Source organism: Streptomyces sp. NBC_01003 (genome assembly GCF_045162695.1).
Lineage (GTDB): Bacteria > Actinomycetota > Actinomycetes > Streptomycetales > Streptomycetaceae > Streptomyces.
Window position 1 is genome coordinate 9465231 of sequence record NZ_CP108707.1, and the last position, 21394, is coordinate 9486624.

Below are 21394 nucleotides of genomic sequence, written 5' to 3' on the forward strand. Positions count from 1 at the left end.
CCCCGGGGGTGGGGGCGCGTGCGGCGCTTCGTGGTGCTATGGGCGTTCGCCGACATCTGCAACAGGGGTTTTGTTCGGCGCCAGTTGTCGTGGTGGGGAAGTGGCATTGGCGTCGCCGACCGCGTGCCGAGGCAGCAGGAAGGCGGGAATCAGGCCGAGGAGGGCGAGGAAGGCCAGGGGTACCAGGCTGCGGCTCATCGGTGAGGCGGAGGCGCTGGTCGCGCCGGCTGCGACGGCGATGCCGAGCGACGGACCGATGTTCATCGCCGTCTGTTTGAGCCCCCCGACGACTCCGGCGTAGCCCGGTGGCGCGTCGCCGACGACTGTCCCGGTGGCGGTGACCATCACCGTGGCGAACCCGGCTCCGAGTGCGGCGAAGGCGGCTGTCATGGACGGCCACGGGCTGGTCGGACCGAGCGATGACAGCTGCGCGATGCCGGCCACGACGAGAACCGTGCCTGCGACGGCGGTGCGACGTGGGCCGTACCGTCGCAGTGCGGCGCCGGCAAGGGGCGCGCCCAGGACCATCAGCGCGGTCAGCGGCAGGACGCGCAGGCCTGTGGCGAGCGGGGCGAGCCGCAAGGCGTCCTGGAGGTAGAACGTGGCTTTGAACAGGGCGCCGAACAGACCTGCGCTCATGACCAGGAGGAGCGCCATGGCCGCGGTCACCGGGACGGACCGGGCCACGGCGTGCGGCACGATCGGGTGTGCGGCACGGCGCTCGTGCAGAACGAGTACCGCCGACAAGGCCAGGCCGCTGGTGAGTTCAAGCAGAGTTGACCCAGCGGTCCACCCGCGCCCCGGTACGTCGGTCAGAGCGTGGACGAGGATCGCAAGTGCCGCCGTGAGCAGGGCCGTGCCGGTGAGGTCCAGCCGTGGCGAACCCGCGCGTTCAGGCATCGGCGTACGGACGGCGAGGGTGAGTGCGGCGATCACGAGCGCGACGGGCGCGTTGACCCAGAACACCGCACGCCATCCGAAATGTTGCACCAGAATCCCGCCGAGGACCGGACCGATCCCGGCCGCCACCGCGATCGCGCTGGTACGGATGGCGATGGGCGTGCCGAGCCGGTCCGGCGGATACGCCAGCCGCAGCAACGCGAGCGTCGCAGGCTGGAGCAGCGCACCGAAGACGCCCTGAGCGACGCGCAGTGCGATCACCCAGCCGATGGAGGGCGCGAGCGCGATGCCGGTCGATGCGACCCCGAACCCGAGGACGCCCACCAGGAGCAGCCGCGTGTGTCCGTACCGGTCCCCGAGGCGACCGGCGACGACGAGAAGCGTGGCGACGGCGATCAGGTAGCCGGTGCTCGTCCATTGGACCTGCGCCACGCTCGCGTCGAGATCCTGCCGCAGGCTGGGCTGCGCCACGAGCAGGATGGTCCCGTCCAGTGCGACGATCATCGCTCCGGACGCGGAGGCCAGGAGAGCGAAGGTCCCCCTCGCGCCAGTGCTCACGCCGTCACCGGCCCCAGGTGAGCGTCCAGGACTGCCGCGACGAGCTGGTCGCGTTCCTGGTCACCCGGCGGGGGAGTGCCGAGGGCCAGTTGCAGGCTTCGCCAGGTCCACAGCTGGGCGATGCCGTGCAGCCCGGACCACAGGGCGGCGGCGGTCACCGCGGGCGATACGGCCGAACTGCCGGGCTGGTCGGGCCCATGTACGGCGTCCGGATCCTCCCTGCACAGGCCGACCAGCTCGACCATCCGCATGAACAGCGGAAGCGTGGAGGTGCGCAACTGAGGTCGGCCTGCCTCCTGTTGTGCCCCGTCGAGCAGGTCGTGACGGAACATCAGCTCGAACATGCCGCGGCGCTCCAGCGCGTACCCGACGTACGCTCCGGCAATTCGCTCCAGTTGAGCGCGTGGTGGTGCCTCGCGGTCGTCGGCGCCTTTGAACCGGGCCGCGAGGTCCTCGAAGCCGCGCTGGGCAATGGCCGCGAGCAGGGCGTGGTGCGTCGCGAAGTACCTGCGCGGGGCCCCGTGCGAGACCCCGGCCCGCCGGGCGATCTCCCGCAGCCCCACCGAGGCGGAGCCCTCGGTGAGGACCAGGTCCACACCGACGTCGATCAGCCGCTCGCGAAGGGAGTTCTCCTCAGTCATAGACACTGTCTACCATTGAGGCGTAGACAGTGTCTATACGGTGAGGGAGGGGGGTCGCGGGTCTCAGGCATCAGCGGGTCTGGGGCACCCGGAATCTGCGGCGGTACTCCGTCGGTGTCGTGTTCAGACGTCGCCGGAACGCCCTCACCAGCGTGTCCGTCGTACCGAACCCGCAGGCGGACGCGATGCGTTCGAGGGTGGCGTCGGAGGACTCGAGGTCGTGGCGGGCCTTCTCGACGCGGACCGATTCGATGTAGGCGTGCGGGGTCATGCCCAGTTCGGTCTTGAAGAGCCGGGTGAGGTGCCGGTCGCTGACGTGCGCGTACTCCGCGAGGTCCACGACGGTCAGCGTGCGGCTGATGTTGCGCATGATGTGGTGGCGGAGATCCTCGATGCGCCGTGTCGTGGAGAGCTGTTCCAGCGGAACGCTGAACTGGCTCTGTCCGCTCGGCCGCTTCAAGTACATGACGAGCTGCCGGGCGACACGCAGCGCGATGGCTTCGCCCAGGTCATCGGCGATCAGGGCGAGCGACAGATCCAGGCAGGCACTGATGCCCGCTCCGGTCCACACATTGCCTTCGCGGATGAAGATCGGATCGGCGTCGACCTTCACCGCCGGGTGATCCGCGGCCAGTTGGGGCGCGGTCGACCAATGTGTGGTGGCCCGCTTACCGTCGAGGAGCCCGGCTGCCGCGAGGAGGTGCGCTCCGACGCATACGGACGTGACCCGGTGGGTGCGGTCGGCGAGGGTCTTCACCCACTTGACCAGTGCGGGGTCGACGAGCGCGCGTACCCGGCGTTCGCTGTCGACCTCCACCGAGCCGGGCACGATGAGCGTGTCGATGCTTCCCTCGGCGGCCTCCCGGAAGGTGATGTCCGGGAGGATGCGGACTCCGGCGGAGGTGGTGACCGGGTCCATGCTCTCGGCGGCCAGGACGACGTGATAGCCCGCCGCGTCCTCGGTCTCGCGCCGGGCCAGGGAGAACACTTCCGGTGGTCCGGTGACGTCGAGCAGGTCGACGCCTTCGAAGAGGACGATGACGATGAGCCGTCTGGCGATGTCCTGCATGAGTCCCCCTGGTCGGTCTGCCGTGCCATCGGTGGTGCGCGAGTGGCATGTCGGTATCTGCATGTTAGACGTCATTGTCGACACGCCTGCTGGGTCATAGCGTTCTAGTCGCAGCCCACCGCATCGCACGGGCTGCCAACCTCACGCGAAGACCGAAGGCGGTACACCCATGTCCAGAACTACGCTGCGCGAGCTCAACGGCTTCGACGAGACGCCCGCGAAGCTGGCCGACTCGACGCTGATCCTGATCGACTTCCAGAACACTTACACCCAGGGCGTGATGGAACTCGACGGGTGGGAGGCCTCGCTCGACGCCGCCGCGCAGCTGCTGGCACGGGCCCGCCAGGCGGGCACGAAGATCGTGCACGTCATCAACGACGGCGGCGACGGCACCCCGTACGACATCCGGGCCGAGATCGGTCAGATCCACCCCCGTGTCGCGCCGGTCGACGGTGAGGCCGTCGTCGTCAAGCAGGTCCCGAACGCGTTCGTCGACACCGACCTGGGCGCACACGTCCCGGACGGGCAGGACGTCGTCATCGCCGGCTGGATGACGCACATGTGCGTGGCGTTCACCGCGCAGGGCGCGTTCCTGCGCGGCAACCGCCCCACGGTCGTCGCCGACGCCACCGCCACCCGCTCGCTGCCGGTCGCCGGCACCGAACTCGACGCCTGCCAGGTGCACTACAGCGCCCTCGCCACCATCGCCGACCTGTACGGCGTCGTCGTACCGACCCAGAAGGAGATCGTCTGATGAAGCTGCTGCGTTCAGCCGCCGCGCTGAGTCTCGCCACCGTTCTCGCGGCCACCGCGACGGCGTGCAGCGGAAGTTCCGAAGCCGCCGCACGCACCGACCGCAAGCCGTCGCCCGCCGCGGAGAAGAACGCCGGGACCTCCGGGGAGAAGAACGTCGCGAAGGACACGACGACGCTGCGGCAGCTCAACAAGCTGGACGAGACCCCGGCGAAGCTCTCCGACGCGACGCTGATCCTCGTCGACTACCAGAACACCTACACCCAGGGTGTGATGGAACTCGACGGGTGGCGCTCCGCGGTGAACAACGCCGAAGCCCTGCTGAAGCGCGCCCGTGAGGCGGGCACGCCGGTCATCCACATCGTCGACAAGGGTTATGACCTGAAGTCGAAGGCGGGTCAGATCATTCCGGCGCTCAAGCCGGCGAAGGGCGAGCCCGTCGTCGAGAAGACCGTCCCCAACGGCTTCTATCGCACCGATCTCGCCGAACAGGTCAAGAAGGCCGGGCGCAAGAACGTCATCATCGCCGGATTCATGACCAATATGTGCACCCTGTTCACCACCCAGGGCGCGTTCCTCAACGGCAACAACCCGACCGTGGTCGGCGACGCCTCCGCGACCCGGCCGCTGCCGCTCAAGGGCAACCCGAACGGCATCCCCGCGCAGCAGGTTCACGAGGCCGCGCTCGCCACGGTCCAGGACCTCTACGGAGTCGTGGTCCCCAAGCAGAGCTCGCTCAAGTAGCCAGTACTGGTCAGGTAGTCGTCCGGTACTCGCCGCTTTCGGAGGGGGAAGGGGTACGCATTCCTTCCCCCTCCGCCCCCTGTGATCCCCCCCCAAGAAGTGAACCCCCACAAGTAAGGCCCCCCACAAATGACTCACCCAACCAATGGATTTCCCCCCATGTCCCACATGCCCCCCACGCAGATGGTTCCCCCACTCACTCAACATTCGCGCACAGAACAGCTACGGAGAAAACGAAGATGGCTACGCGCAGAGGATTTATAGGCAGCGCTTCCGGTATCAGCACCGCGGCGCTTTTGGGCTACTCGGCATCCCCGAGCGCCGCGGACACTCCACTGACCGACTCGACGGGCACGCTCGCAACGTCGGCGGTGACCCAGCAGCAGGCGAAAGACTCGATCTTCGCTGTCAACGCCGGTATGCGCTCCAACTACGCCACCCTCAAGGCGGAGTTGGTCAAGCACCTCTCCCCGGTGATCGTGGTGCAGAACGACGCGAAGGGCGGCCGGTTCACCCTCGTGACCGCGAACGGCCAGGAGTCCGTCAACCCCGTCTCGGAGACGTTCGAGCTGGCGAAGTCCATCGCTCACGTCCCGCTCGGCTGCTTCTCCGTGATCGCCTCGTACCTGGCGGACAAGATCCCGAACCTGCCGAACGCCGATCGCATCGATCCGCATGACCTCCTGCTGGTGGCGTTCAACGACGACAAGTCCACTGCGTGGATCGAACCCCTTCAGGCCTACGCCGCCACCCTCACCACGGCTCGCAAGAATCTCCCCGCCGCCGGTCTGCCGGCCGCGCTGACCACGTCGTGCGGCAACATCCTCGACGCCGCCCTGAAGTTCATCGACGCCTCGGTCACGGCGAAGGTGTTCGACATGAAGTCGTTCGAGGACTTCTCCGGCAGCGTCTACCCGGACATCCGCGTCAACATGGAGCACGCCGCGCAGGCCCAGATCAAGGGTGTGCAGGACACCATGAAGACCTGGCGCGCGAAGGTCGGCGAGGCCGCATGGGCGGACCTGTACTGCGTGGTGCTCTCGCAGTGGACCACCAGCGTGCTCAACCAGAACACCATCATCATCAAGGACTGCATGAACGCGGCGAAGGTCGCCACCCACCTGATCGACCTGCCCGGCCTCGAGACGCCGAAGGACCCGATCTTCACCGCGCTCGACAATCTCGCCCGCATCGTGCAGGACAACATCGCCGCGGAGATGGTGTTCCCGAAGGACACGAAGGTCGCCGACGCCCTGAAGGGCAAGGAGGACCTGCTGTCCGACGAGATCCTCATCCAGCTCGGCGGCAGCGCGGCGTCGACGCAGACCTCTCCCACGTACAACACGCTCTCCGAGGGGATGTGCCCGGTCAGGAAGTAGCAACGGACCGTGGTACGCGTCGGCGTGTGGACGCGTAGAACGTGCAGGTCAGGCGGCTCCTCCGGGCCTCTCCCGGTCACAGCAGGAGAGTGGTGAGGAGCCGCTCACCGCCGCTCACGGCCCAGGTCCGCTACGCGGACAGCAGCACCACGGCCTCCGCCTCGCGCCCCTCAGCCGTGACCGGTGTCGATGACACAGAAGCGGTTGCCGTCGAGGTCGGCGAGCACGATGAAGTCGGCATCGGCCGGGTACAGGTCCCATGCGACCCGTTGTGCGCCCAGGGACACCAACCGCTCGACCTCGGCGGCCTGATCGGCCGAGTCCCCGGCATACAGATCCAGATGGATCCGCGGATGTTCCTGGACCGGCGTCTCACTGAGACCGAGCGACAGCTGGACCCCGGCGCTTTCCGCCGGCACCAGCACCACCCAGTCGTCCTCCATCTCCTCGCGCGGTACGTATCCCAGGGCCTCCCCCCAGAACGCGGCCGCACGTGGCACGTCCGAGACACCCAGCACAACCGATCCGATACTCAGCATGCGCAGATTCTGGCGGACTACGGCACCTCCGCGGTATCGACGACGCGCGGGAGTCCGCTCGCGCGGGAGCCGGGCGGTGCCGTCCGTCCATGAGGACGGGGGCACCGCCCGGCGACGTCGGCCCTGCGCGTCAGAAGACGAACGGACCAGGTGCCTGCGCGGATGTGGCGTTACAGGTCACGGTGATGCCCATGACCACGACCTTCAGGGACTTGGCCTCCAGACTGTCCCCGGCGGCGACGGTCCCGTTCAGCGGCCCCGTGGACACGGGGCTGCCGGCGGGGATCGCCGGGTTGGAGTTGCCGGTGAACGTGGACGTCCCGGTGCCGTTGTTGGTGAGCGTCAGCGTCGAGTTGACCGAGCCCGCCGCGACGTCGATGGGCGCCGAGATGGCCGAGGTCGACACGCTGATCGTCGCGGCCGTGCCGTCCTGCGTGGCTGTGAGGGTCGCCGTGCCAGACCCGTAGATTCCGCAGTCGAACGAGATGGTGGCGGTGTCGGGGGTCACCGCGGTCGCCACGGGGGCGAGCGCGAGCGCGCTCACGGCGACCACGCCGACACCCAGTGCCGAACCGATACCGAGCCTTCTGCCATACCTCATGGGAGCCTGCCTTCACTGTGTGAGTGGGGGGAAAGTGCAGGTGCGGTTCCCGGTGCAGGTGCGGGTGCAGTTGCGGGAGTGACGTGCTGAAATCGTCGCCCATTGAGGCACAGGCCGCGTGAGGCGGCAAGACCGGTCCCATGATTGTTGACGTGCTACGGCTAGAACCGGCCTTGATCGGCGAACGTGGTCCGGCCCCGGGCAGGTGGGCGTGGCGCAGGCATGCCGCTATGACACGACGCCCGACAGATCCCGGGCGCCTAGGATGCGAACTCCCTGCGTTGGAAGGTGATCCCGCATGACTGTGCCGAGCCTGCTCGCGGTCTTCGCCCACCCGGACGACGAGTCTCTGTGGGCCGGAGGAACACTGGCCCGTCACGCAGCCGCCGGCGCTCGTACCGCAGTGGTTACGACGACCTGGGCCGAAGACACGCCACGCGCCACGGAGTTGGCGGAGGCGCTACGCATCGTCGGCGCGGGCACGCCACGGCTGCTGGGCTACGCCGACGCTCGCGCGCCGCAGTCTGCTCCTGGCGCGATGCGATTCTGCGACGCGCCGATCGACGAAGCCGTGGGCCGACTCGTCGCGCAACTAAGGGAGTTCCGCCCGCAGATCGTGGTCACCCATGACGCCTACGGCGGGCTGACCGGGCATCCGGACCATGTGCACACCCATCGGGTGACCATGCTCGCGGTCCAGGCGGCCGGGCTCGAGCGGCTCTACCCGGACGCCGGCGAGCCCTGGCAGCCGAGCGCCCTGTACTCGGCGTCACACCCGCACTCGGCAATCCGGGCGTGGGGCGGACATGCGGCCGCTTCGGGCAAGGCGATGCACAGTGTTCCGGACGAGCGGATCACCGCGACGGTCGATGTCGGCCCCTGGCTCGAGCAGAAAGTCGCAGCCGTGCTGGCGCACCGGACCGAGGTGGAGCGGGGAGCCGCCCCAGGCCTGGTCGCGAGCCTCCAGCCGGCCGAGCGCCACCGCCTGCTCTCCACCGAGTGGTACATCCGCCACGACCTCATCACCACGGCGGCAGCGCAGACGGAGCTGATCGCCGATACCTGACCCGGGAGCCTTTCGCGCCGCACGGATCGGCACGGAACGGACGGCCTAGGCTGGACGTATGGATCTCCAGGACGAGTTGGACGAGCTCATCGACAGCCCATACGACGTCTACGGCCGCCTGCGTGACACCTCGCCGGTGCATCGCATCGCCGGGCCGAATGGCGACCCTGCCTGGATAGTGACGCGGTACGCCGACGTACGCGCCGCCCTTGCCGATCCCCGGCTCTCCTTGGACAAGAAGCACGCTCTGGAGGGGTCCTATCGGGGTTTCTCGCTGCCGCCGGCCCTCGATGCCAACCTGCTCAACATGGATCCCCCCGACCACACCCGCATCCGTCGGCTCGTCGGTCGCGCGTTCACCGCTCACCGCGTCGAGCAACTCCGCACGCCTATACCGGAAACCGCGGACCGACTCCTCGACTCCCTGGGTTCGCACGGCAGTACGGACCTCATCGCCGCCTACGCCGCACCACTGCCGATCGTCGTCATCTGCGAGCTGCTCGGCATCCCCGACGACCGGCGCGTGGACTTCCGCACCTGGACGGACGCGCTCGTCGCCCCTGATCCCAGCCGACCCCAGGCCGCGAAGGAAGCGGTGGTGGCGATGCTCGGCTTCTTCGGTGAACTCCTGGCCCACAAGCGCGAGCAACCCGGCGCCGACTTGCTCTCGGAGCTGATCACGGTGCGCGACACCGATGGCGACCGGCTCAGTGAGGACGAACTGACATCGCTCGCCTTCCTTATCCTTTTCGCCGGGTACGAGAACACGGTGCAGCTCATCGGCAACGCCGTCCTCGCCCTCTTGCGCCATCCGGAACAACTGGCCGCACTGCGCAAGGACGCCTCGCAACTCCCCGCTGCCGTAGAGGAGTTCGCCCGCTACGAGGGACCGGCTCTGCTCGCCATCCGGCGCTTCCCGACCGAGGACATGACCATCGGGGGAGTCCCTGTCCCCGCGGGCGAGACGGTCCTGCTGTCGCTGTCCGCCGCCAACCGCGACCCCGCCCGCTTCCCCGACCCGGACCGCCTCGACCTCGGGCGCGATGCCGGCGGGCACGTGGCACTCGGGCACGGCATCCATTACTGCCTCGGCGCGCCGTTGGCCCGCGCCGAGACCGAGATCGCTCTGGCCGCCCTCCTCGACAGGTTCAAGGAGATCGAACTGGCCCAGGATGACCTGCGGTGGCGGCCGTCCATGCGCGCCCGCGGCCTGCTCACACTTCCGGTGACGTACAGCAGTTGACGGAGTGAGGTGAGGCGGACTGTTCAGCCCCGGGTCATGGCTGCAGAACTGGCGGGGGGTTCCCAGACGCCGGCCTCCCCTTGGATCAGGGCTTCGCAGTGCGCGCAGTTGTCTTGGTCAGCGGTCCTGCCAGGCACGCCGGAGGAGTACGTGCGCGATCACGAGGCTCGCCGGCACCAGGACCCCGCCCGTGCTCAGCGCGAGCCACACCACCCCTTCATCCATGACACCAAGAATCGGAGCAGCGCGCTGTCCTGACCAGACCCCCGACCTGCCCTGAGCGGCCCCCGGTAAGCCCTCCGGACCTGTCCTGTGCCTGTTCGTCGTCGGCCTCCTCGTCGGCTTCGTGATACCGAGCGTGCCGGGCACCATCGCCTCGATGGTGGTCTCCTCCCTCGGGTACGCCTCGTTCGCCGTCAACGCGCTGGTCGCGCTGTGGAATCTCGCGCCCACGCAGAAGGTGCTCGGCACCTACACCGCCCTCTACACGATCGCCTCGGCCTCCGGCATGGCGCTGGGCCCCGGTGATCCTCGGCACTGCGATCGACCTGACCAGCTGGCGCTACATGCTCCTGAACGCCGCAGTCTTCGCCGCCGTCACCTTCCTCGTCTTCACCCTTCTGGCCCGCCGCGTCCACGACGACGCCCGCCCCGCTGCTCGCGCATGGCGAAAGGCACCCCCCTCATGGAACTCCGTATCCTCGCCCCCACCGGCGCGCTCGGCGCAGGGTTCGACGCCGCTGCCTTCGCGCGCGGAATCGCCCTTTGCCCGGACGTGATCGCCTGCGACGCGGGCTCCACGGACTCGGGCCCCGCCGCCCTCGGCTCGGGCACCCCGAAGCTGTCCGCACAGGCCGTCACCCGCGGCCTGCGCCTGCTGCTGCGCGCCCGTGACGAGCTCGGCGTGCCGCTGATCATCGGCTCCTGCGGCACCTCGGGCCGCGACGTGGGCGTCGGCCGGGTCGCCGAGATCACCCGCCGTATCGCGGCCGAGGAGAGCCTGAACCTCAAGCTCGGCCTGATCTACGCCGACCAGCCCACCGAGCGTCTCCGGCAGCTCTACGACGCCGGCCGGATCCGTCCGCTGGCCAACGCCCCCGAGATCGAAAGGGAGTTGTTCGAGCGCAGCCACACCGTGGCGATGATGGGCGTCGAGCCGATCCAGCAGGCACTCCTCGACGGCTGTGACGTCGTCCTCGCCGGCCGAGCCGGCGACACCGCCCTGTTCGCCGCCGTTCCGCACCTGCGAGGCGCCGACCCCGGCCTGACCTGGCACATGGCCAAGACCATCGAATGCGGGGCCGCCTGCGCGATACCCCCGTCCGCGAACGGATTGCTGGTGACCTTGCGCGACGACCACTTCGACGTGACCACCCTCGCCAAGGGCACCCGCCTCACACCCCGCTCGGTCGCCGCCCACACCCTGTACGAGAACGCCGATCCGTTCCGCATCGCCGAGCCGTCAGGGGTGTTGGACACCACGGAGGCCACCTACGAGGCGCTCGACGAGCAGACCGTCCGGGTCCGCGGAGCCCGCTACATCCCGGCCGACGGCTACACCAACAAGCTCGAAGGCGCCGAACTCGTCGGCTACCAGACCGTCGTCATCGGCGGCGTTCGCGACCGCGTCGTCATCGACGCGCTCCCCAAGCTCCTGCCGATGGCCAAGGAGTACTTCGATGCCAAGATCCTCGACGTCTTCGGCGGCGAGGTCGACCCGGCCACCGTCGACATCGACTACCGGCTCTACGGCGACGGCGCCGTCCTCGCCGGCACCGAGCGGGACCCGCTGACCCCGCGCGAGCCCGGCGTACTGATCACGGTGACCGCCCCCGAACAGGCCACCGCGCACGCCATCGCCACGTTCGTCGCGCACGCCAGCAGCCACCTGCCGATTGCCGAGTACGACGGCCTCGTCTCCACCCTCGCCTACCCCTACTCGCCGCCTCAGATCGACCGTGGCCCCCTGTACCGCTTCACCCTCAACCACGTGGCCACCGGCGTCACCCCGACCGAGCTGTTCCGCACCACCACAGAGGAGCTGTGACCCCCATGACGACCGTGCTCGACCACTGCTCCCTGGTGCGCTCGAAGAATGCCGGCCCCTTCACCCTCACCCTCGACTTCATGTGTCACGACCGGGCCACCTACGACGCCCTGGTGGCCACCGGCTTCCTCAACCCAAGCCTCTTCGCCTCCCTGTACGGCACGGACCCCGACCGGATCCTCGTCGTCAACCACCCCCTCGCCCTCGCCGTAAAGGTCTCCTTGCCGCGCCCCATGGCCCAAGGCGCCCTCCACGACGCGGATTGCTACGCGGGGCAGCAGTACCCCCGCTCATGGACATGCCAGTCGCCTGAGTGCCGGGGCGCGGTCGGCCGTTGCGTACGATTCGGCGCGTCGAGACTGGTAGGGGAGGCCCCATGGACGCCGGGCACCGGCACGCCGACAAGGGCACCATGCTGGCCCGCTTCGCGGCCCGCATCCTCGTGGTGTGCCCCCGCTGCTCCGGGCGCGCCGTGGTCGTGCCGCGGCCCGGAGGGCCCGAACTCCGCCACTCCGTAGACCTGTTGTTCCTGTCCAGGCGGCTGGCGTGCGCGCGTTGCGGGGCCACGGCCGAGTGGGAGCCGGAGCGGCGCGGCGGCGCCCGTATCGGCGCGACGCTCGGCGGTCCTGCCGAGCCGTTCTTCGGCCGGCCGTTGTGGTTGCAGACGCGCTGCGCGGGCCGGCTGCTGTGGGCGTACGACATCGAGCACGTGGACGCGCTCGCGGCGTACATCGGCGCGCGTCTGAGGGAGCGGGGGAGTCCGTCGTCGTCTCTGGCGATGATCCCGAGGCTGCCCGACTGGATGACCTCGGCCGCCCACCGCAGTGAGGTCGTCGCGGGGCTCGCCGCGCTGCGTGCGCAGGCCGAGCGCTCCGCGCCGGAGGACGCCCCGACACCGCTGACGGGAGCGCGGCCCGGCCGCAGCGGCGGCGCGCGACGTACTAGCCCCGATCGCCACTCGACCCCAACTCCCCATTGGTCCATACCCATTGACGAAAGGTCTGGACCTCTCTACCGTGCGTCGTGCTCACGCCAACCCCCACTCGCCCGGCGATCCTGCGGAGGCCCCCCATGTCCCGTCGCAGTCGTACGTCCCGTTTGCTCGTTGCCGCCCTCGCGGCGGCCGCATCCCTCTCCACCGTCCTCGTCGCGGCGCCCGACGCCCCCGCCGCCGACACCTGCGCGACCAAACCGCGACCGGCCGGCAAGGTCCTCCAGGGCTACTGGGAGAACTGGGACGGAGCCTCCAACGGTGTGCACCCGCCCTTCGGCTGGACCCCCATCACCAACCCCGAGATGGCACAGCACGGCTACAACGTCATCAACGCGGCCTTCCCGGTGATCCGTTCCGACGGCACCGCGCTCTGGGAGGACGGCATGGACACGAACGTCAAGGTCGCGACCCCCGCCGAGATGTGTCAGGCCAAGGCCTCGGGCCAGACCGTCCTGATGTCCATCGGCGGCGCGGCGGCGGGCATCGACCTCAACTCGACCACAGTCGCCGACCACTTCGTCGAGACGATCGTCCCGATCCTGAAGAAGTACAACTTCGACGGCATCGACATCGACATCGAGACGGGCCTCACCGGAAGCGGCAACATCAGCCAACTCTCCACGTCACAAGCCAACTTGATCCGCATCATCGACGGCATCCTCGCCCAGATGCCCGCCGGGTTCGGCCTGACGATGGCTCCCGAGACGGCGTACGTCACCGGCGGCAGCGTCACATACGGTTCGATCTGGGGCGCGTACCTCCCCATCATCAAGAAGTACGCCGACAACGGCCGCCTGTGGTGGCTCAACATGCAGTACTACAACGGCAGCATGTACGGCTGCTCCGGCGACTCCTACGAGGCCGGCACCGTCCAGGGCTTCACCGCCCAGACCGACTGCCTGAACAAGGGCCTCGTCGTCCAAGGAACCACGATCAAGGTCCCCTACGACAAGCAGGTCCCCGGCTTGCCCGCCCAGCCCGGCGCAGGCGGAGGCTACATGGCTCCGAGTCTGGTCTCCCAGGCGTGGAACACGTACGGCGACGGCCTCAAGGGGCTGATGACCTGGTCGATCAACTGGGACGGGTCGAAGGGGTGGACGTTCGGGGACAACGTGAAGAGCCTGGAACAGTAGCCGCGCCGAGTCGTGGGCGTGCCCCCTTCACCCCACTGGGGTGAGCGGACGGGGTGAGCAGCCCGGCCGGTCAGGATTGGAGAAGCGCAGTCCGCCGGGCCGCTACTAACGTGGTGCCATGGACATCACCATTCACACCACCGCGCTCCCGCACGACGACCCGGACGCGTCCCTGGCCTTCTACCGCGACGTCCTCGGTTTCGAGGTCCGCAGCGACGTGGGCCAGGGCAAGATGCGCTGGATCACGGTCGGCCCCGTCGGCCAGCCCGGCACCTCCATCCTCCTCGCGCCGCCGGCCGCGGACCCCAGCATCAGCGAGGACGAACGCCGCACCATCGCCGAGATGATGGCCAAGGGCACCTACGGCTGGATCCTGCTGGCCACCCGGGACCTGGACGGCACATTCGAGAAGGTGCAGGCAGCCGACGTGGACGTCGTCCAGGAGCCGACAGAGCAGCCGTACGGCGTCCGCGACTGCGCCTTCCGTGACCCCGCGGGCAACATGGTCCGCATCCAGGAGCTTCGCTGAGCCCCGCCGCGCCAGGCGGCCCCGGGGTCCCCTGGCGCGCGCGGATACCCATGAAGGTAGGTGTCGTATGTGCCATCCCGCCTGGGGGCGCGCGCTCGCCCAGGATCAGCGGCTGAAGGACCTGGTGCGACTGCGCCGTGTCCGTGACCGGATCGACCGGGCGTACGCGCAGCCGCTGAACGTGGAGGCGCTCGCCCGCGCCGTGAACTGGCCGGCCGGGCATCTCAGCCGGCAGTTCCGGCTCGCGTACGGCCAGTCGCCGTACGGCTTCTTGATGACGCGTCGTGTCGATCGGGCGAAGGCGTTGCTGCGCGGTGGCGACCTCACGGTCACCGAGGTCGGCTTCCTGGTCGGCTACGCGTCGCAAGGCGTCTTCCGTGCCCGCTTCACCGAGCTGGCCGGCATGACGCCCAGCGCATACCGATGCGGGGTGGTGGCGGCCGCGACAAGGACGCCGCCGATACCGGTCAGGAATGGAGAAGCATTCCTCACCGAGCCACAACTAGCGTGATGTCCATGACCTCCATCGAGTCCATCACCCTCGAGGTGGCCGACCCCACGGCCGCCCAGCGCTTCTACACCGCCGCCTTCGGCCTGGACACTCAGGTCGGACTGAGCGCCTCCCAGGCGCCGACGACCGGCTTCCGCGGATTCTCGCTGTCGCTCACGGTGTCCCAGCCGGCCGACGTCAAGGCACTCATCGGCACCGCCCTCGACGCCGGCGCCACACCGCTCAAGCCCGTCACCAAGTCCTTGTGGGGGTACGGCGGCGTCGTCCAGGCACCGGACGGGACGATCTGGAAGGTCGCCACGTCCGCGCGGAAGGACAAAGGCCCGGCGACCCGGCAGATCGACAGCATCGTGCTCCTGCTGGGAGTGGCGGACGTGGCCGCGAGCAGGCAGTTCTACGTCGACCGCGGTCTCACCGTGGCGAAGAGCTTCGGCCGCAAGTACGTCGAGTTCGAAACACCCTCGAGCCCGGTCAAGCTGGCTCTCTACGGGCGTCGCGCGCTGGCCAAGGATGTCGGCGTCCCCGTCGATGGCAGCGGATCGCACCGGCTCGTACTCGGCGGCGACGCCGGGACCTTCACCGACCCGGACGACTTCGCCTGGCAGGCCACCGCGGTCGCCTCCGCGGCCTGACCCGAAGCCACCCCCGTCCCGCTCGCCCTGACCACGCGTTGCCCGAGAGGAACCTGCCATGACGAACACGCAGAGGACCACGAAGAGCGCCACGAAGAGCGTTAAGAGCACCACCGGTACCGCCACGGCCGACAAGACGTACGACGGGTTCACCGACGAGGAGCGAGGCGCGATGAAGGAGCGCGCCAAGGAACTCAAGGCATCCGCTCGACGCGGATCGCGCACGGCCAAGGCGGACGGTGACAGCGAGGTGCGCGCCAAGATCGCCGAGATGCCGGAAGCGGACCGCGCCCTCGCCGAGCGCATCCACGACATCGTCAAGACCAGCGCCCCTGACCTGGCCCCGAAGCTGTGGTACGGCATGCCCGCGTACGCCAGGGACGGCAAGGTCGTCTGCTTCTTCCAGAGCGCACAGAAGTTCAAGAGCAGGTACGCCACGCTCGGCTTCAGTGACCTGGCGAAGCTCGACGACGGCACCATGTGGCCGTCCGCGTACGCCCTGGCCGAGTTGACCGCCCACGACGAGGCGCGGATCGGCGAGCTCATCAAGCGGGCCGCCGGCTGAGACCGGCCTGCCTCTTCGTGGGCAGCGCCCGCCCGATCTCTCTCGCCTCCGCCTCCATCAATCACCCTTCTCTGTACGGTAGTTGATCCCCAGGTGGTCGCTCCTGCCGTCGCCGAGAGCATCTAGGGTGAGGGGCGAGATCGTGATCGGCGGATGCTAGGAGAGGGCCCATGACACGCGACGCACGCCCCGGCGGCCAGGACAGCAGGATCGACACCAGCAGGCCGCACACCGCACGGATCTGGAACTACTGGCTGGGCGGCAAGGACAACTACTCCGTCGACGAGGCGGCGGGTGACCAGATCCGGCAACTCCACCCGGGCATCGTGGACTACGCCCTGGCCGACCGGGCGTTTCTGGGGCGCGCGGTGCGCTATCTGGCCGGCGAGGTGGGGATACGCCAGTTCCTGGACATCGGCACCGGCCTGCCCACGGTCGACAACACCCATGAGGTCGCCCAGCGCATAGCCCCGGACGCGAAGATCGTCTACGTCGACAACGACCCTCTCGTCCTGAGCCACGCCCAGGCCCTCCTCACCAGCACACCGGAGGGCGGAACCGACTACCTCGACGCCGACCTGCGCAACGTCGAACAGATCCTGGAGTCCGCCGCCAAGACCCTCGACCTCACCCGGCCCGTGGCACTCATGCTGCTGGGCGTGGTCATCTTCGTAGGCGACGACGAGGACCCGTACGGCATCGTCCGCCGCCTGCTCGACGCGCTGCCCTCCGGTAGCCATCTCGTCCTGTCCCACACCATCACCAGCCCGGCCATGCCGGACGTGGACGCGGCCGTGGCGTTCTGGAACGAACACGGCACACCAAAGCTGAACCAGCGCACCCCGGAGCAGGTCGCCCGGTTCTTCGACGGCCTGGAACTGCTTGACCCGGGCGTGGTCTCCTGCTCACGCTGGCGGCCGGAGGGTGCAACCGCCGCGGAGCCTGATGAAGTGGCGATGTTCGGTGGGGTCGGGCGGAAGAGGTAGGGGGAGATACCGTGCTGCTGATCTCGAGCCCTTCGGATGTGTCAGGTGTCGTCTTCATCGACATAGACGGGACGCTCGTGCCGGCTCCCGGCTCGGCCGTCCACGTCGCCCGCTACTTGGGGACGGAGGCGGCCATGGCCGAAGCGGAGGCCGACTATGCGGCCGGAAGGCTGACCAACCCTCAGGTTGCCGCTGCCGACGCGAAAACCTGGTCCGGCTACACGGAGCGGGAGATCGACGACTGGATGGCCGGCGTTCCACTCGTGGACGGTATCGAGGAGACCGTCGCGTGGTGCCGAGGACAGGGGCTCATCCCCGTTCTGGCCACGCTCGCCTGGCAGTCCATAGGCAAACACCTCTGTCACCGGTTCGGGTTCGACGCGTACTGCGGACCCGAGTTGGAGACGGCGGAAGGGCGATTCACAGGCCGCGTCCTGGCAGAGCTCGACGAGTACGGCAAGCGCGACTTTGCCGTTCGCTACGCCGGGTCGCTCGGCTTTTCCCCTCAAGACTGCGCTGCCATCGGCGACAGCCGCTCGGACCTGCCGCTCTTCAGGGAGGCGGGACTGAGCATCGCGTTCAATGCCGACCAGCAGGCACGTGAGACGGCCGGAGTCTGTGTGGATGGCGAGGACATCCGAGCCGTGATCCCCCTGCTGGAGGAGTGGCTCAAGGTGCGTGGAAGCAGCCCCTCGCTGTAGATGCGGGCCGGCCAAGCCGTGGGTGCGCGGCCCACGAGCATTAAGCACGTGGGCAGTTGGTCTGTCAGCGGCGGCCCGCGCGGGTCAGTGCTTCCTCCGTCTGGGCGGCCAGGGTGGGGACGAGATCGGCTGCCGAGGGGAGGTCGGTGATGAGGTCGACGGCTTCGCCGGCCCAGACCGGCAGTGGGGGCACCGCGCCGCGTGCCACGTCGTCCTGGTAGTTCTGACGGGCCTGGGGGTCGGCGGCGAGTTCCGCCTCGCGGCCGCGCCATTGGTCGAGATACGGGTGGCCGAGGGTTCGGGCGGGGTACTTTGCGGGCCACCGGGAGCCGCGGGCAATGTCCAGTACCGAGCTGCGCTCGGTGTCCCGGCCGCGTCCTTCGACGATCGCCTTGGTGATCGAGGGGTCCACCAGGGCCTCTGTGGTGGCCTGGAAGCGGGTGCCGATGAGTGCTCCGGCAGCGCCCAGCACGAGTGCGGCCGCCACGCCGCGGCCGTCGGCGATCCCGCCGGCTGCCAGCACGGGCACCGGGTCCACGAGATCCACGACCGCCGGCACGAACGGCAAGGTGGAGCGCCCGTGCCGGGCTCCGTGCCCGCCGCTCTCGGTTCCCTGGGCCACGATCACGTCGGCGCCCAGGTCCGCGGCCTGCTCGGCCTCCTCCAGATCCGTGACCTGGAGGATCAACAGTGCCCCTGCTCGGCGGACACGCTCCGCGTAGGGGCTGGGGTCGCCGAACGACAGCATCACGGCCCTCGGCCCGTACTCCAGAGCCCGCTCCACGGCGGCGACGTCGATGGCCCAGGTCAGGAATCCGACGCCCCACGGGCTGTCGGTGCCCGCGACGATCGGCACCTCGCGTGCCAGCCACTCCGGGTCCCCGAACGCGCCGCCCAGGATCCCGAATCCACCGCCGCGCGAGACCGCCGCGGCCAGTGCGCCGCCGGCCGACCCACCCATCGGCGCAAGTGCGATCGGGTACCGCACGTCGAACATCTCGGTGAACGCCGTCGAGAACGCCATGGCCACATCATCACTCCTCGCCCAACGGACGGGGCACATATGCGGCAGGAAATGCGCGGTCAGCGGGGATGAATGCGCTACTTATGGCGGCCATAGGTGAGGCCATGCGGCGATCAGGAAGCGTCGACCGGTTGGCGTGGCTTACATCTGTGGCTGGCGGGGCTTTCGGGCTGATGCGTCGGCCGATCGGACATCGACACAGCAGGACGGTGAGCCATCATGACTTCAGACCTGTCCGGCACCACGGCACTGGTGACCGGTGCGACCAGCGGCATCGGCCGTGCCACGGCGATCGCGCTGGCCCGTCTCGGCGCGAACGTCCTGGTCTCGGGGCGTGACGGGACTCGGGGCGAGCGGGTCGTGAAAGAGATCCGTGCGGCTGGTGGCCAGGCGCAGTTCCTGGCCGGCGAATTGAAGGACGCGGCCTCCGCGCGTGCCCTCGCCCGCCGCGCCAAGCAGGAGGCCGGCCAAGTGGACGTACTGGTGAACAACGCCGGCATCTTCCCCTTCGGGCCCACGGAGCAGACCAGTGAGGAGGAGTTCGAGGCGGTCTACTCCCTCAACGTCAAGGCGCCCTACTTTCTGGTGGCCGAACTTGCGCCGGACATGGCCGCACGAGGCCGTGGCGCGATCATCAACGTAACCACCATGGCCGCCGAACTCGGCGCCGCCGGCATGAGTCTGTACGGCTCGAGCAAGGCCGCGCTGACCCTGCTCACGAAGGCCTGGGCCGCCGAGTACGGGCCGCGCGGCGTGCGGGTCAACGCAGTCAGCCCCGGCCCGACCCGCACCGAGGGAACCTCGGGCACTCCGGGTGCCGAGGACGATCTCAACGCTCTGGCCGCGGCCGGTCCCGCGGGCCGCCCCGGCACGGCCGAGGAGATCGCCTCCGCCATCGTCTTTCTCGCCACCGACAGTGCCGGCTTCATGCACGGTGCCGTCGTGCCTGTGGACGGCGGCCGTACGGCCGTATAGCGCTCCAGGACCTGTCCGGCGGACCGGAGTTCGCCGGACAGGATCCGAAAACCCGTGGCACCGCGCCGCTGCGGGCCATTACCGTGCTGCCGAACCAAGTCGCCCAGGCAAGGACGTGCCGTTGTACACCCTGTGAGACCTCCCGAGCGCTGATTTGTCGCGCGTCGCGCATGTGCGCCGCGCTCCTTTTTGCTGCGGACTTCTCACTGAAACCGGTGTACTTCTGTGCTCAATAGCTGGGTGGTCATGCCCACCTGCCTGCCGCTCGTTCTCCGCCGTTGCCACGCGTGAGCGTCCGACCGCTTCCGGGTAAACGGTAAATTCCGCGTCAACGCCAACCACAAGCTCATCGACGCCTGGCTCCTCGCGCTCTGTACCGCTTGCGGGGAAACCACAAAGCTCACGGTCCTGGAGCGGATGAATGTGCGCTCCGTACGGCCCGAGCTGCTGGACCGGATGCATGACAACGACCCGGGCCTGGCAGCTGAGTTGCTCCAGGATCCGGTCGTGCGGCGCCGTAATCGCATCGCCCTCGACTGGGACGACGCCTGGCGCCTCGACACCGGCGGATCGGATCACCTGGACCGCGAGGTGATCGACGTCCTGGTCCGCTTTGCGGCGCGCATCCCTGTCCGGCCGGTGCGACTGATCGCTGAAGGCTGCGGTCTGTCGCGGACCGAGGTCGAGAGACTGGTCGAGGAGGGGAAGCTCGTCTCGGCAGTCCGGCTGAGCGGCAGGCTCTCCGGCGACTTCACCTTCACGCTCAAGCGCTGAGCCCTCCTCACGACAGGTCAGGTCGCTTTTCTCGCTCCTTGGAGTGGGGGAAGCGACCAGGCCAGTAGTGGCGTTCTGGTTCCCGAATCAGTTCGGTCCGCGGAAGTCGAGCGCCGCGAGGAGGTGTCCCAGGTCGCGGCGGTGGGAGCCGGCGTCCCACACCGCCCAGGTGCGCCGCACCAGCGGGTGGCCCACCAAGGGGAGCCACGTGACCGTGTCCGGCAGTGGCTGGGACCAGTCGGGGGGCGCCAGCGTGAAGGCGCGTCCGGCGCTGACGGCGGCGAGTTTGACCTCGGCGATCAAGGTCTGGCCGTCCGGCGGCGTCGGGCCCACGGCAATCCCGTGACTGCGCAGGGTGGCGGTGAGTTCGTCGTACCACGCGGGGCTTCCCGAGCGCGGGAAGCCGATCCATTCCAGACCGGCCAGAGCGTCAAGGCGAATTCCCTGAGGGCCGAGTATCTGCGTACCAGTCGACCGCACATCTTCGCCCTGGGCGATGTCAACGGCGGGCCGCAGTTCACGTACGTCTCCCTGGACGACAGCCGCATCGTCCTTGACCAGCACGTCGGGAACGGCAAGCGCACCACCACCGACCGCGTCGCCGTACCCACACCCTCTTCATGACCCCGCCGCTGGCAACCGTCGGCCTGACCGAGAAGCAGGCCCGCGCCGCCGGACACCGGGTCAAGATCACAAGCCAGCCCGTCGCAGAGATCGTCGCCATGCCCCGGGCCTACGCCGTGGAGGAGCCCCGCGGCCTGATGAAGTTCGTCATCGACGCGGAGAGCGACCGGATCCTGGGCGCCGCACTCCTCAGCGTCGACGCGCAGGAACTGATCAACACCGTCGCACCGGCCATGCGGCACGGCATCACCGCCACCGATCTGCGCGACGCGATCTACACCCACCCCAGTTCCACCGAGGCGTTCAACGACGTCCTGGGCGCCGTCGTGCGTATCGACGAACCGGGAACCACGCAGGCCTGAGACCCGGATCAGGGACGTCCACACCTACCGGCGGCTCTGTACAA

The 21394-nt window shown here is 68.9% G+C and carries 23 protein-coding genes and 1 pseudogene; 17 read left to right on the plus strand and 7 right to left on the minus strand.

All coding sequences use genetic code 11. The features are described from left to right. Positions 1-36 precede the first annotated feature (36 nt). From OG698_RS43505 to OG698_RS43515, 3 genes are all read right to left on the minus strand, one after another. The gene (locus OG698_RS43505) at positions 37-1404 is read right to left on the minus strand and encodes an MFS transporter (RefSeq protein WP_406111615.1); all 1368 of its coding nucleotides are present in this window, start codon (positions 1402-1404) and stop codon (positions 37-39) included. 50 nt (positions 1405-1454) lie between these two features. After that, on the minus strand, positions 1455-2099 hold the full coding sequence (locus tag OG698_RS43510) for a TetR/AcrR family transcriptional regulator (protein ID WP_406109669.1): 645 nt from the start codon (positions 2097-2099) through the stop codon (positions 1455-1457). Positions 2100-2169: 70 nt separating this feature from the next. After that, complete coding sequence (locus OG698_RS43515; protein ID WP_406109670.1) at positions 2170-3168, minus strand: GlxA family transcriptional regulator; 999 nt, start codon at positions 3166-3168, stop codon at positions 2170-2172. Between the two features lie 169 nt (positions 3169-3337). Here OG698_RS43515 and OG698_RS43520 point away from each other — a divergent pair, with 169 nt between their 5' ends. The 3 genes from OG698_RS43520 (at position 3338) to OG698_RS43530 (ending at position 6044) form a co-directional block, all read left to right on the plus strand. Next, positions 3338-3922 carry an isochorismatase family protein gene (locus OG698_RS43520; protein ID WP_406109671.1) on the plus strand — a complete coding sequence of 195 codons (585 nt, stop codon included), beginning with the start codon at positions 3338-3340 and terminating at the stop codon, positions 3920-3922. Then, positions 3922-4665, plus strand: a complete 744-nt coding sequence (locus tag OG698_RS43525; RefSeq protein WP_406109672.1) for a cysteine hydrolase family protein — start codon at positions 3922-3924, stop codon at positions 4663-4665. The genes OG698_RS43520 and OG698_RS43525 overlap by 1 nt, the downstream gene beginning before the upstream one ends. Before the next feature lie 239 nt (positions 4666-4904). After that, positions 4905-6044, plus strand: coding sequence for a hypothetical protein (locus tag OG698_RS43530; RefSeq protein WP_406109673.1), 1140 nt, complete (start codon positions 4905-4907; stop codon positions 6042-6044). A 170-nt stretch (positions 6045-6214) separates the two neighbouring features. Here the strand turns inward: OG698_RS43530 and OG698_RS43535 are convergent, their stop codons facing one another. Next, the gene (locus OG698_RS43535) at positions 6215-6583 is read right to left on the minus strand and encodes a VOC family protein (RefSeq protein WP_406109674.1); all 369 of its coding nucleotides are present in this window, start codon (positions 6581-6583) and stop codon (positions 6215-6217) included. 130 nt (positions 6584-6713) lie between these two features. Then, complete coding sequence (locus tag OG698_RS43540; protein WP_384264780.1) at positions 6714-7184, minus strand: hypothetical protein; 471 nt, start codon at positions 7182-7184, stop codon at positions 6714-6716. Positions 7185-7482: 298 nt separating this feature from the next. On the opposite strand from OG698_RS43540, the gene OG698_RS43545 reads away from it, so the two are divergent. From OG698_RS43545 to OG698_RS43595, 11 genes are all read left to right on the plus strand, one after another. Further along, positions 7483-8250 carry a PIG-L family deacetylase gene (locus tag OG698_RS43545; protein ID WP_406109675.1) on the plus strand — a complete coding sequence of 256 codons (768 nt, stop codon included), beginning with the start codon at positions 7483-7485 and terminating at the stop codon, positions 8248-8250. Positions 8251-8308: 58 nt separating this feature from the next. After that, positions 8309-9493 carry a cytochrome P450 gene (locus OG698_RS43550; RefSeq protein WP_406109676.1) on the plus strand — a complete coding sequence of 395 codons (1185 nt, stop codon included), beginning with the start codon at positions 8309-8311 and terminating at the stop codon, positions 9491-9493. A gap of 379 nt (positions 9494-9872) precedes the next feature. Further along, complete coding sequence (locus OG698_RS43555; protein WP_406109677.1) at positions 9873-11540, plus strand: acyclic terpene utilization AtuA family protein; 1668 nt, start codon at positions 9873-9875, stop codon at positions 11538-11540. A gap of 5 nt (positions 11541-11545) precedes the next feature. Then, the gene (locus tag OG698_RS43560; RefSeq protein WP_406109678.1) at positions 11546-12058 is read left to right on the plus strand and encodes a DUF4387 domain-containing protein; all 513 of its coding nucleotides are present in this window, start codon (positions 11546-11548) and stop codon (positions 12056-12058) included. A gap of 553 nt (positions 12059-12611) precedes the next feature. Further along, complete coding sequence (locus tag OG698_RS43565; protein ID WP_399981033.1) at positions 12612-13667, plus strand: chitinase; 1056 nt, start codon at positions 12612-12614, stop codon at positions 13665-13667. A 118-nt stretch (positions 13668-13785) separates the two neighbouring features. Next, positions 13786-14196: a VOC family protein gene (locus tag OG698_RS43570; RefSeq protein ID WP_356290994.1), complete on the plus strand. Its 411-nt coding sequence runs from the start codon at positions 13786-13788 to the stop codon at positions 14194-14196. A gap of 67 nt (positions 14197-14263) precedes the next feature. Further along, entirely contained in the window at positions 14264-14707 is a 444-nt protein-coding gene (locus OG698_RS43575) for a helix-turn-helix transcriptional regulator (protein ID WP_406109679.1), read from the plus strand. A gap of 5 nt (positions 14708-14712) precedes the next feature. After that, positions 14713-15339 carry a glyoxalase gene (locus OG698_RS43580; protein WP_406109680.1) on the plus strand — a complete coding sequence of 209 codons (627 nt, stop codon included), beginning with the start codon at positions 14713-14715 and terminating at the stop codon, positions 15337-15339. 58 nt (positions 15340-15397) lie between these two features. Beyond that, the gene (locus OG698_RS43585) at positions 15398-15904 is read left to right on the plus strand and encodes an iron chaperone (protein ID WP_406109681.1); all 507 of its coding nucleotides are present in this window, start codon (positions 15398-15400) and stop codon (positions 15902-15904) included. Between the two features lie 170 nt (positions 15905-16074). Then, a complete protein-coding gene (locus OG698_RS43590) occupies positions 16075-16890 on the plus strand; it encodes an SAM-dependent methyltransferase (RefSeq protein WP_406109682.1) in 816 nt (271 codons plus the stop codon). 11 nt (positions 16891-16901) lie between these two features. Further along, a complete protein-coding gene (locus OG698_RS43595) occupies positions 16902-17591 on the plus strand; it encodes an HAD family hydrolase (protein WP_406109683.1) in 690 nt (229 codons plus the stop codon). Between the two features lie 64 nt (positions 17592-17655). On the opposite strand, the gene OG698_RS43600 is transcribed toward OG698_RS43595, so the two are convergent. After that, positions 17656-18615, minus strand: coding sequence for a nitronate monooxygenase (locus tag OG698_RS43600; RefSeq protein ID WP_329578963.1), 960 nt, complete (start codon positions 18613-18615; stop codon positions 17656-17658). Between the two features lie 219 nt (positions 18616-18834). Here OG698_RS43600 and OG698_RS43605 point away from each other — a divergent pair, with 219 nt between their 5' ends. Beyond that, on the plus strand, positions 18835-19590 hold the full coding sequence (locus OG698_RS43605; protein WP_406109684.1) for an SDR family NAD(P)-dependent oxidoreductase: 756 nt from the start codon (positions 18835-18837) through the stop codon (positions 19588-19590). 225 nt (positions 19591-19815) lie between these two features. Further along, positions 19816-20364: pseudogene (locus tag OG698_RS43610) on the plus strand (DUF1062 domain-containing protein). Positions 20365-20451: 87 nt separating this feature from the next. On the opposite strand, the gene OG698_RS43615 reads toward OG698_RS43610, so the two are convergent. Then, positions 20452-20928 carry a LysR substrate-binding domain-containing protein gene (locus OG698_RS43615; protein ID WP_406109685.1) on the minus strand — a complete coding sequence of 159 codons (477 nt, stop codon included), beginning with the start codon at positions 20926-20928 and terminating at the stop codon, positions 20452-20454. Positions 20929-20984: 56 nt separating this feature from the next. Between OG698_RS43615 and OG698_RS43620 the strand changes: the two genes are divergently transcribed. Next, positions 20985-21350 carry a hypothetical protein gene (locus OG698_RS43620; protein WP_406109686.1) on the plus strand — a complete coding sequence of 122 codons (366 nt, stop codon included), beginning with the start codon at positions 20985-20987 and terminating at the stop codon, positions 21348-21350. The last annotated feature ends 44 nt before the right edge of the window (positions 21351-21394 follow it).

Coding starts and splice junctions, on each gene's coding strand:
- OG698_RS43505 (WP_406111615.1), bottom strand. CDS start 1,404: ATGATCGTCGCACTGGACGGGACCATCCTGCTCGTGGCGCAGCCCAGC.
- OG698_RS43510 (WP_406109669.1), bottom strand. CDS start 2,099: ATGACTGAGGAGAACTCCCTTCGCGAGCGGCTGATCGACGTCGGTGTG.
- OG698_RS43515 (WP_406109670.1), bottom strand. CDS start 3,168: ATGCAGGACATCGCCAGACGGCTCATCGTCATCGTCCTCTTCGAAGGC.
- OG698_RS43520 (WP_406109671.1), top strand. CDS start 3,338: ATGTCCAGAACTACGCTGCGCGAGCTCAACGGCTTCGACGAGACGCCC.
- OG698_RS43525 (WP_406109672.1), top strand. CDS start 3,922: ATGAAGCTGCTGCGTTCAGCCGCCGCGCTGAGTCTCGCCACCGTTCTC.
- OG698_RS43530 (WP_406109673.1), top strand. CDS start 4,905: ATGGCTACGCGCAGAGGATTTATAGGCAGCGCTTCCGGTATCAGCACC.
- OG698_RS43535 (WP_406109674.1), bottom strand. CDS start 6,583: ATGCTGAGTATCGGATCGGTTGTGCTGGGTGTCTCGGACGTGCCACGT.
- OG698_RS43540 (WP_384264780.1), bottom strand. CDS start 7,184: ATGAGGTATGGCAGAAGGCTCGGTATCGGTTCGGCACTGGGTGTCGGC.
- OG698_RS43545 (WP_406109675.1), top strand. CDS start 7,483: ATGACTGTGCCGAGCCTGCTCGCGGTCTTCGCCCACCCGGACGACGAG.
- OG698_RS43550 (WP_406109676.1), top strand. CDS start 8,309: ATGGATCTCCAGGACGAGTTGGACGAGCTCATCGACAGCCCATACGAC.
- OG698_RS43555 (WP_406109677.1), top strand. CDS start 9,873: ATGGTGGTCTCCTCCCTCGGGTACGCCTCGTTCGCCGTCAACGCGCTG.
- OG698_RS43560 (WP_406109678.1), top strand. CDS start 11,546: ATGACGACCGTGCTCGACCACTGCTCCCTGGTGCGCTCGAAGAATGCC.
- OG698_RS43565 (WP_399981033.1), top strand. CDS start 12,612: ATGTCCCGTCGCAGTCGTACGTCCCGTTTGCTCGTTGCCGCCCTCGCG.
- OG698_RS43570 (WP_356290994.1), top strand. CDS start 13,786: ATGGACATCACCATTCACACCACCGCGCTCCCGCACGACGACCCGGAC.
- OG698_RS43575 (WP_406109679.1), top strand. CDS start 14,264: ATGTGCCATCCCGCCTGGGGGCGCGCGCTCGCCCAGGATCAGCGGCTG.
- OG698_RS43580 (WP_406109680.1), top strand. CDS start 14,713: ATGACCTCCATCGAGTCCATCACCCTCGAGGTGGCCGACCCCACGGCC.
- OG698_RS43585 (WP_406109681.1), top strand. CDS start 15,398: ATGACGAACACGCAGAGGACCACGAAGAGCGCCACGAAGAGCGTTAAG.
- OG698_RS43590 (WP_406109682.1), top strand. CDS start 16,075: ATGACACGCGACGCACGCCCCGGCGGCCAGGACAGCAGGATCGACACC.
- OG698_RS43600 (WP_329578963.1), bottom strand. CDS start 18,615: ATGGCGTTCTCGACGGCGTTCACCGAGATGTTCGACGTGCGGTACCCG.
- OG698_RS43605 (WP_406109684.1), top strand. CDS start 18,835: ATGACTTCAGACCTGTCCGGCACCACGGCACTGGTGACCGGTGCGACC.
- OG698_RS43620 (WP_406109686.1), top strand. CDS start 20,985: ATGACCCCGCCGCTGGCAACCGTCGGCCTGACCGAGAAGCAGGCCCGC.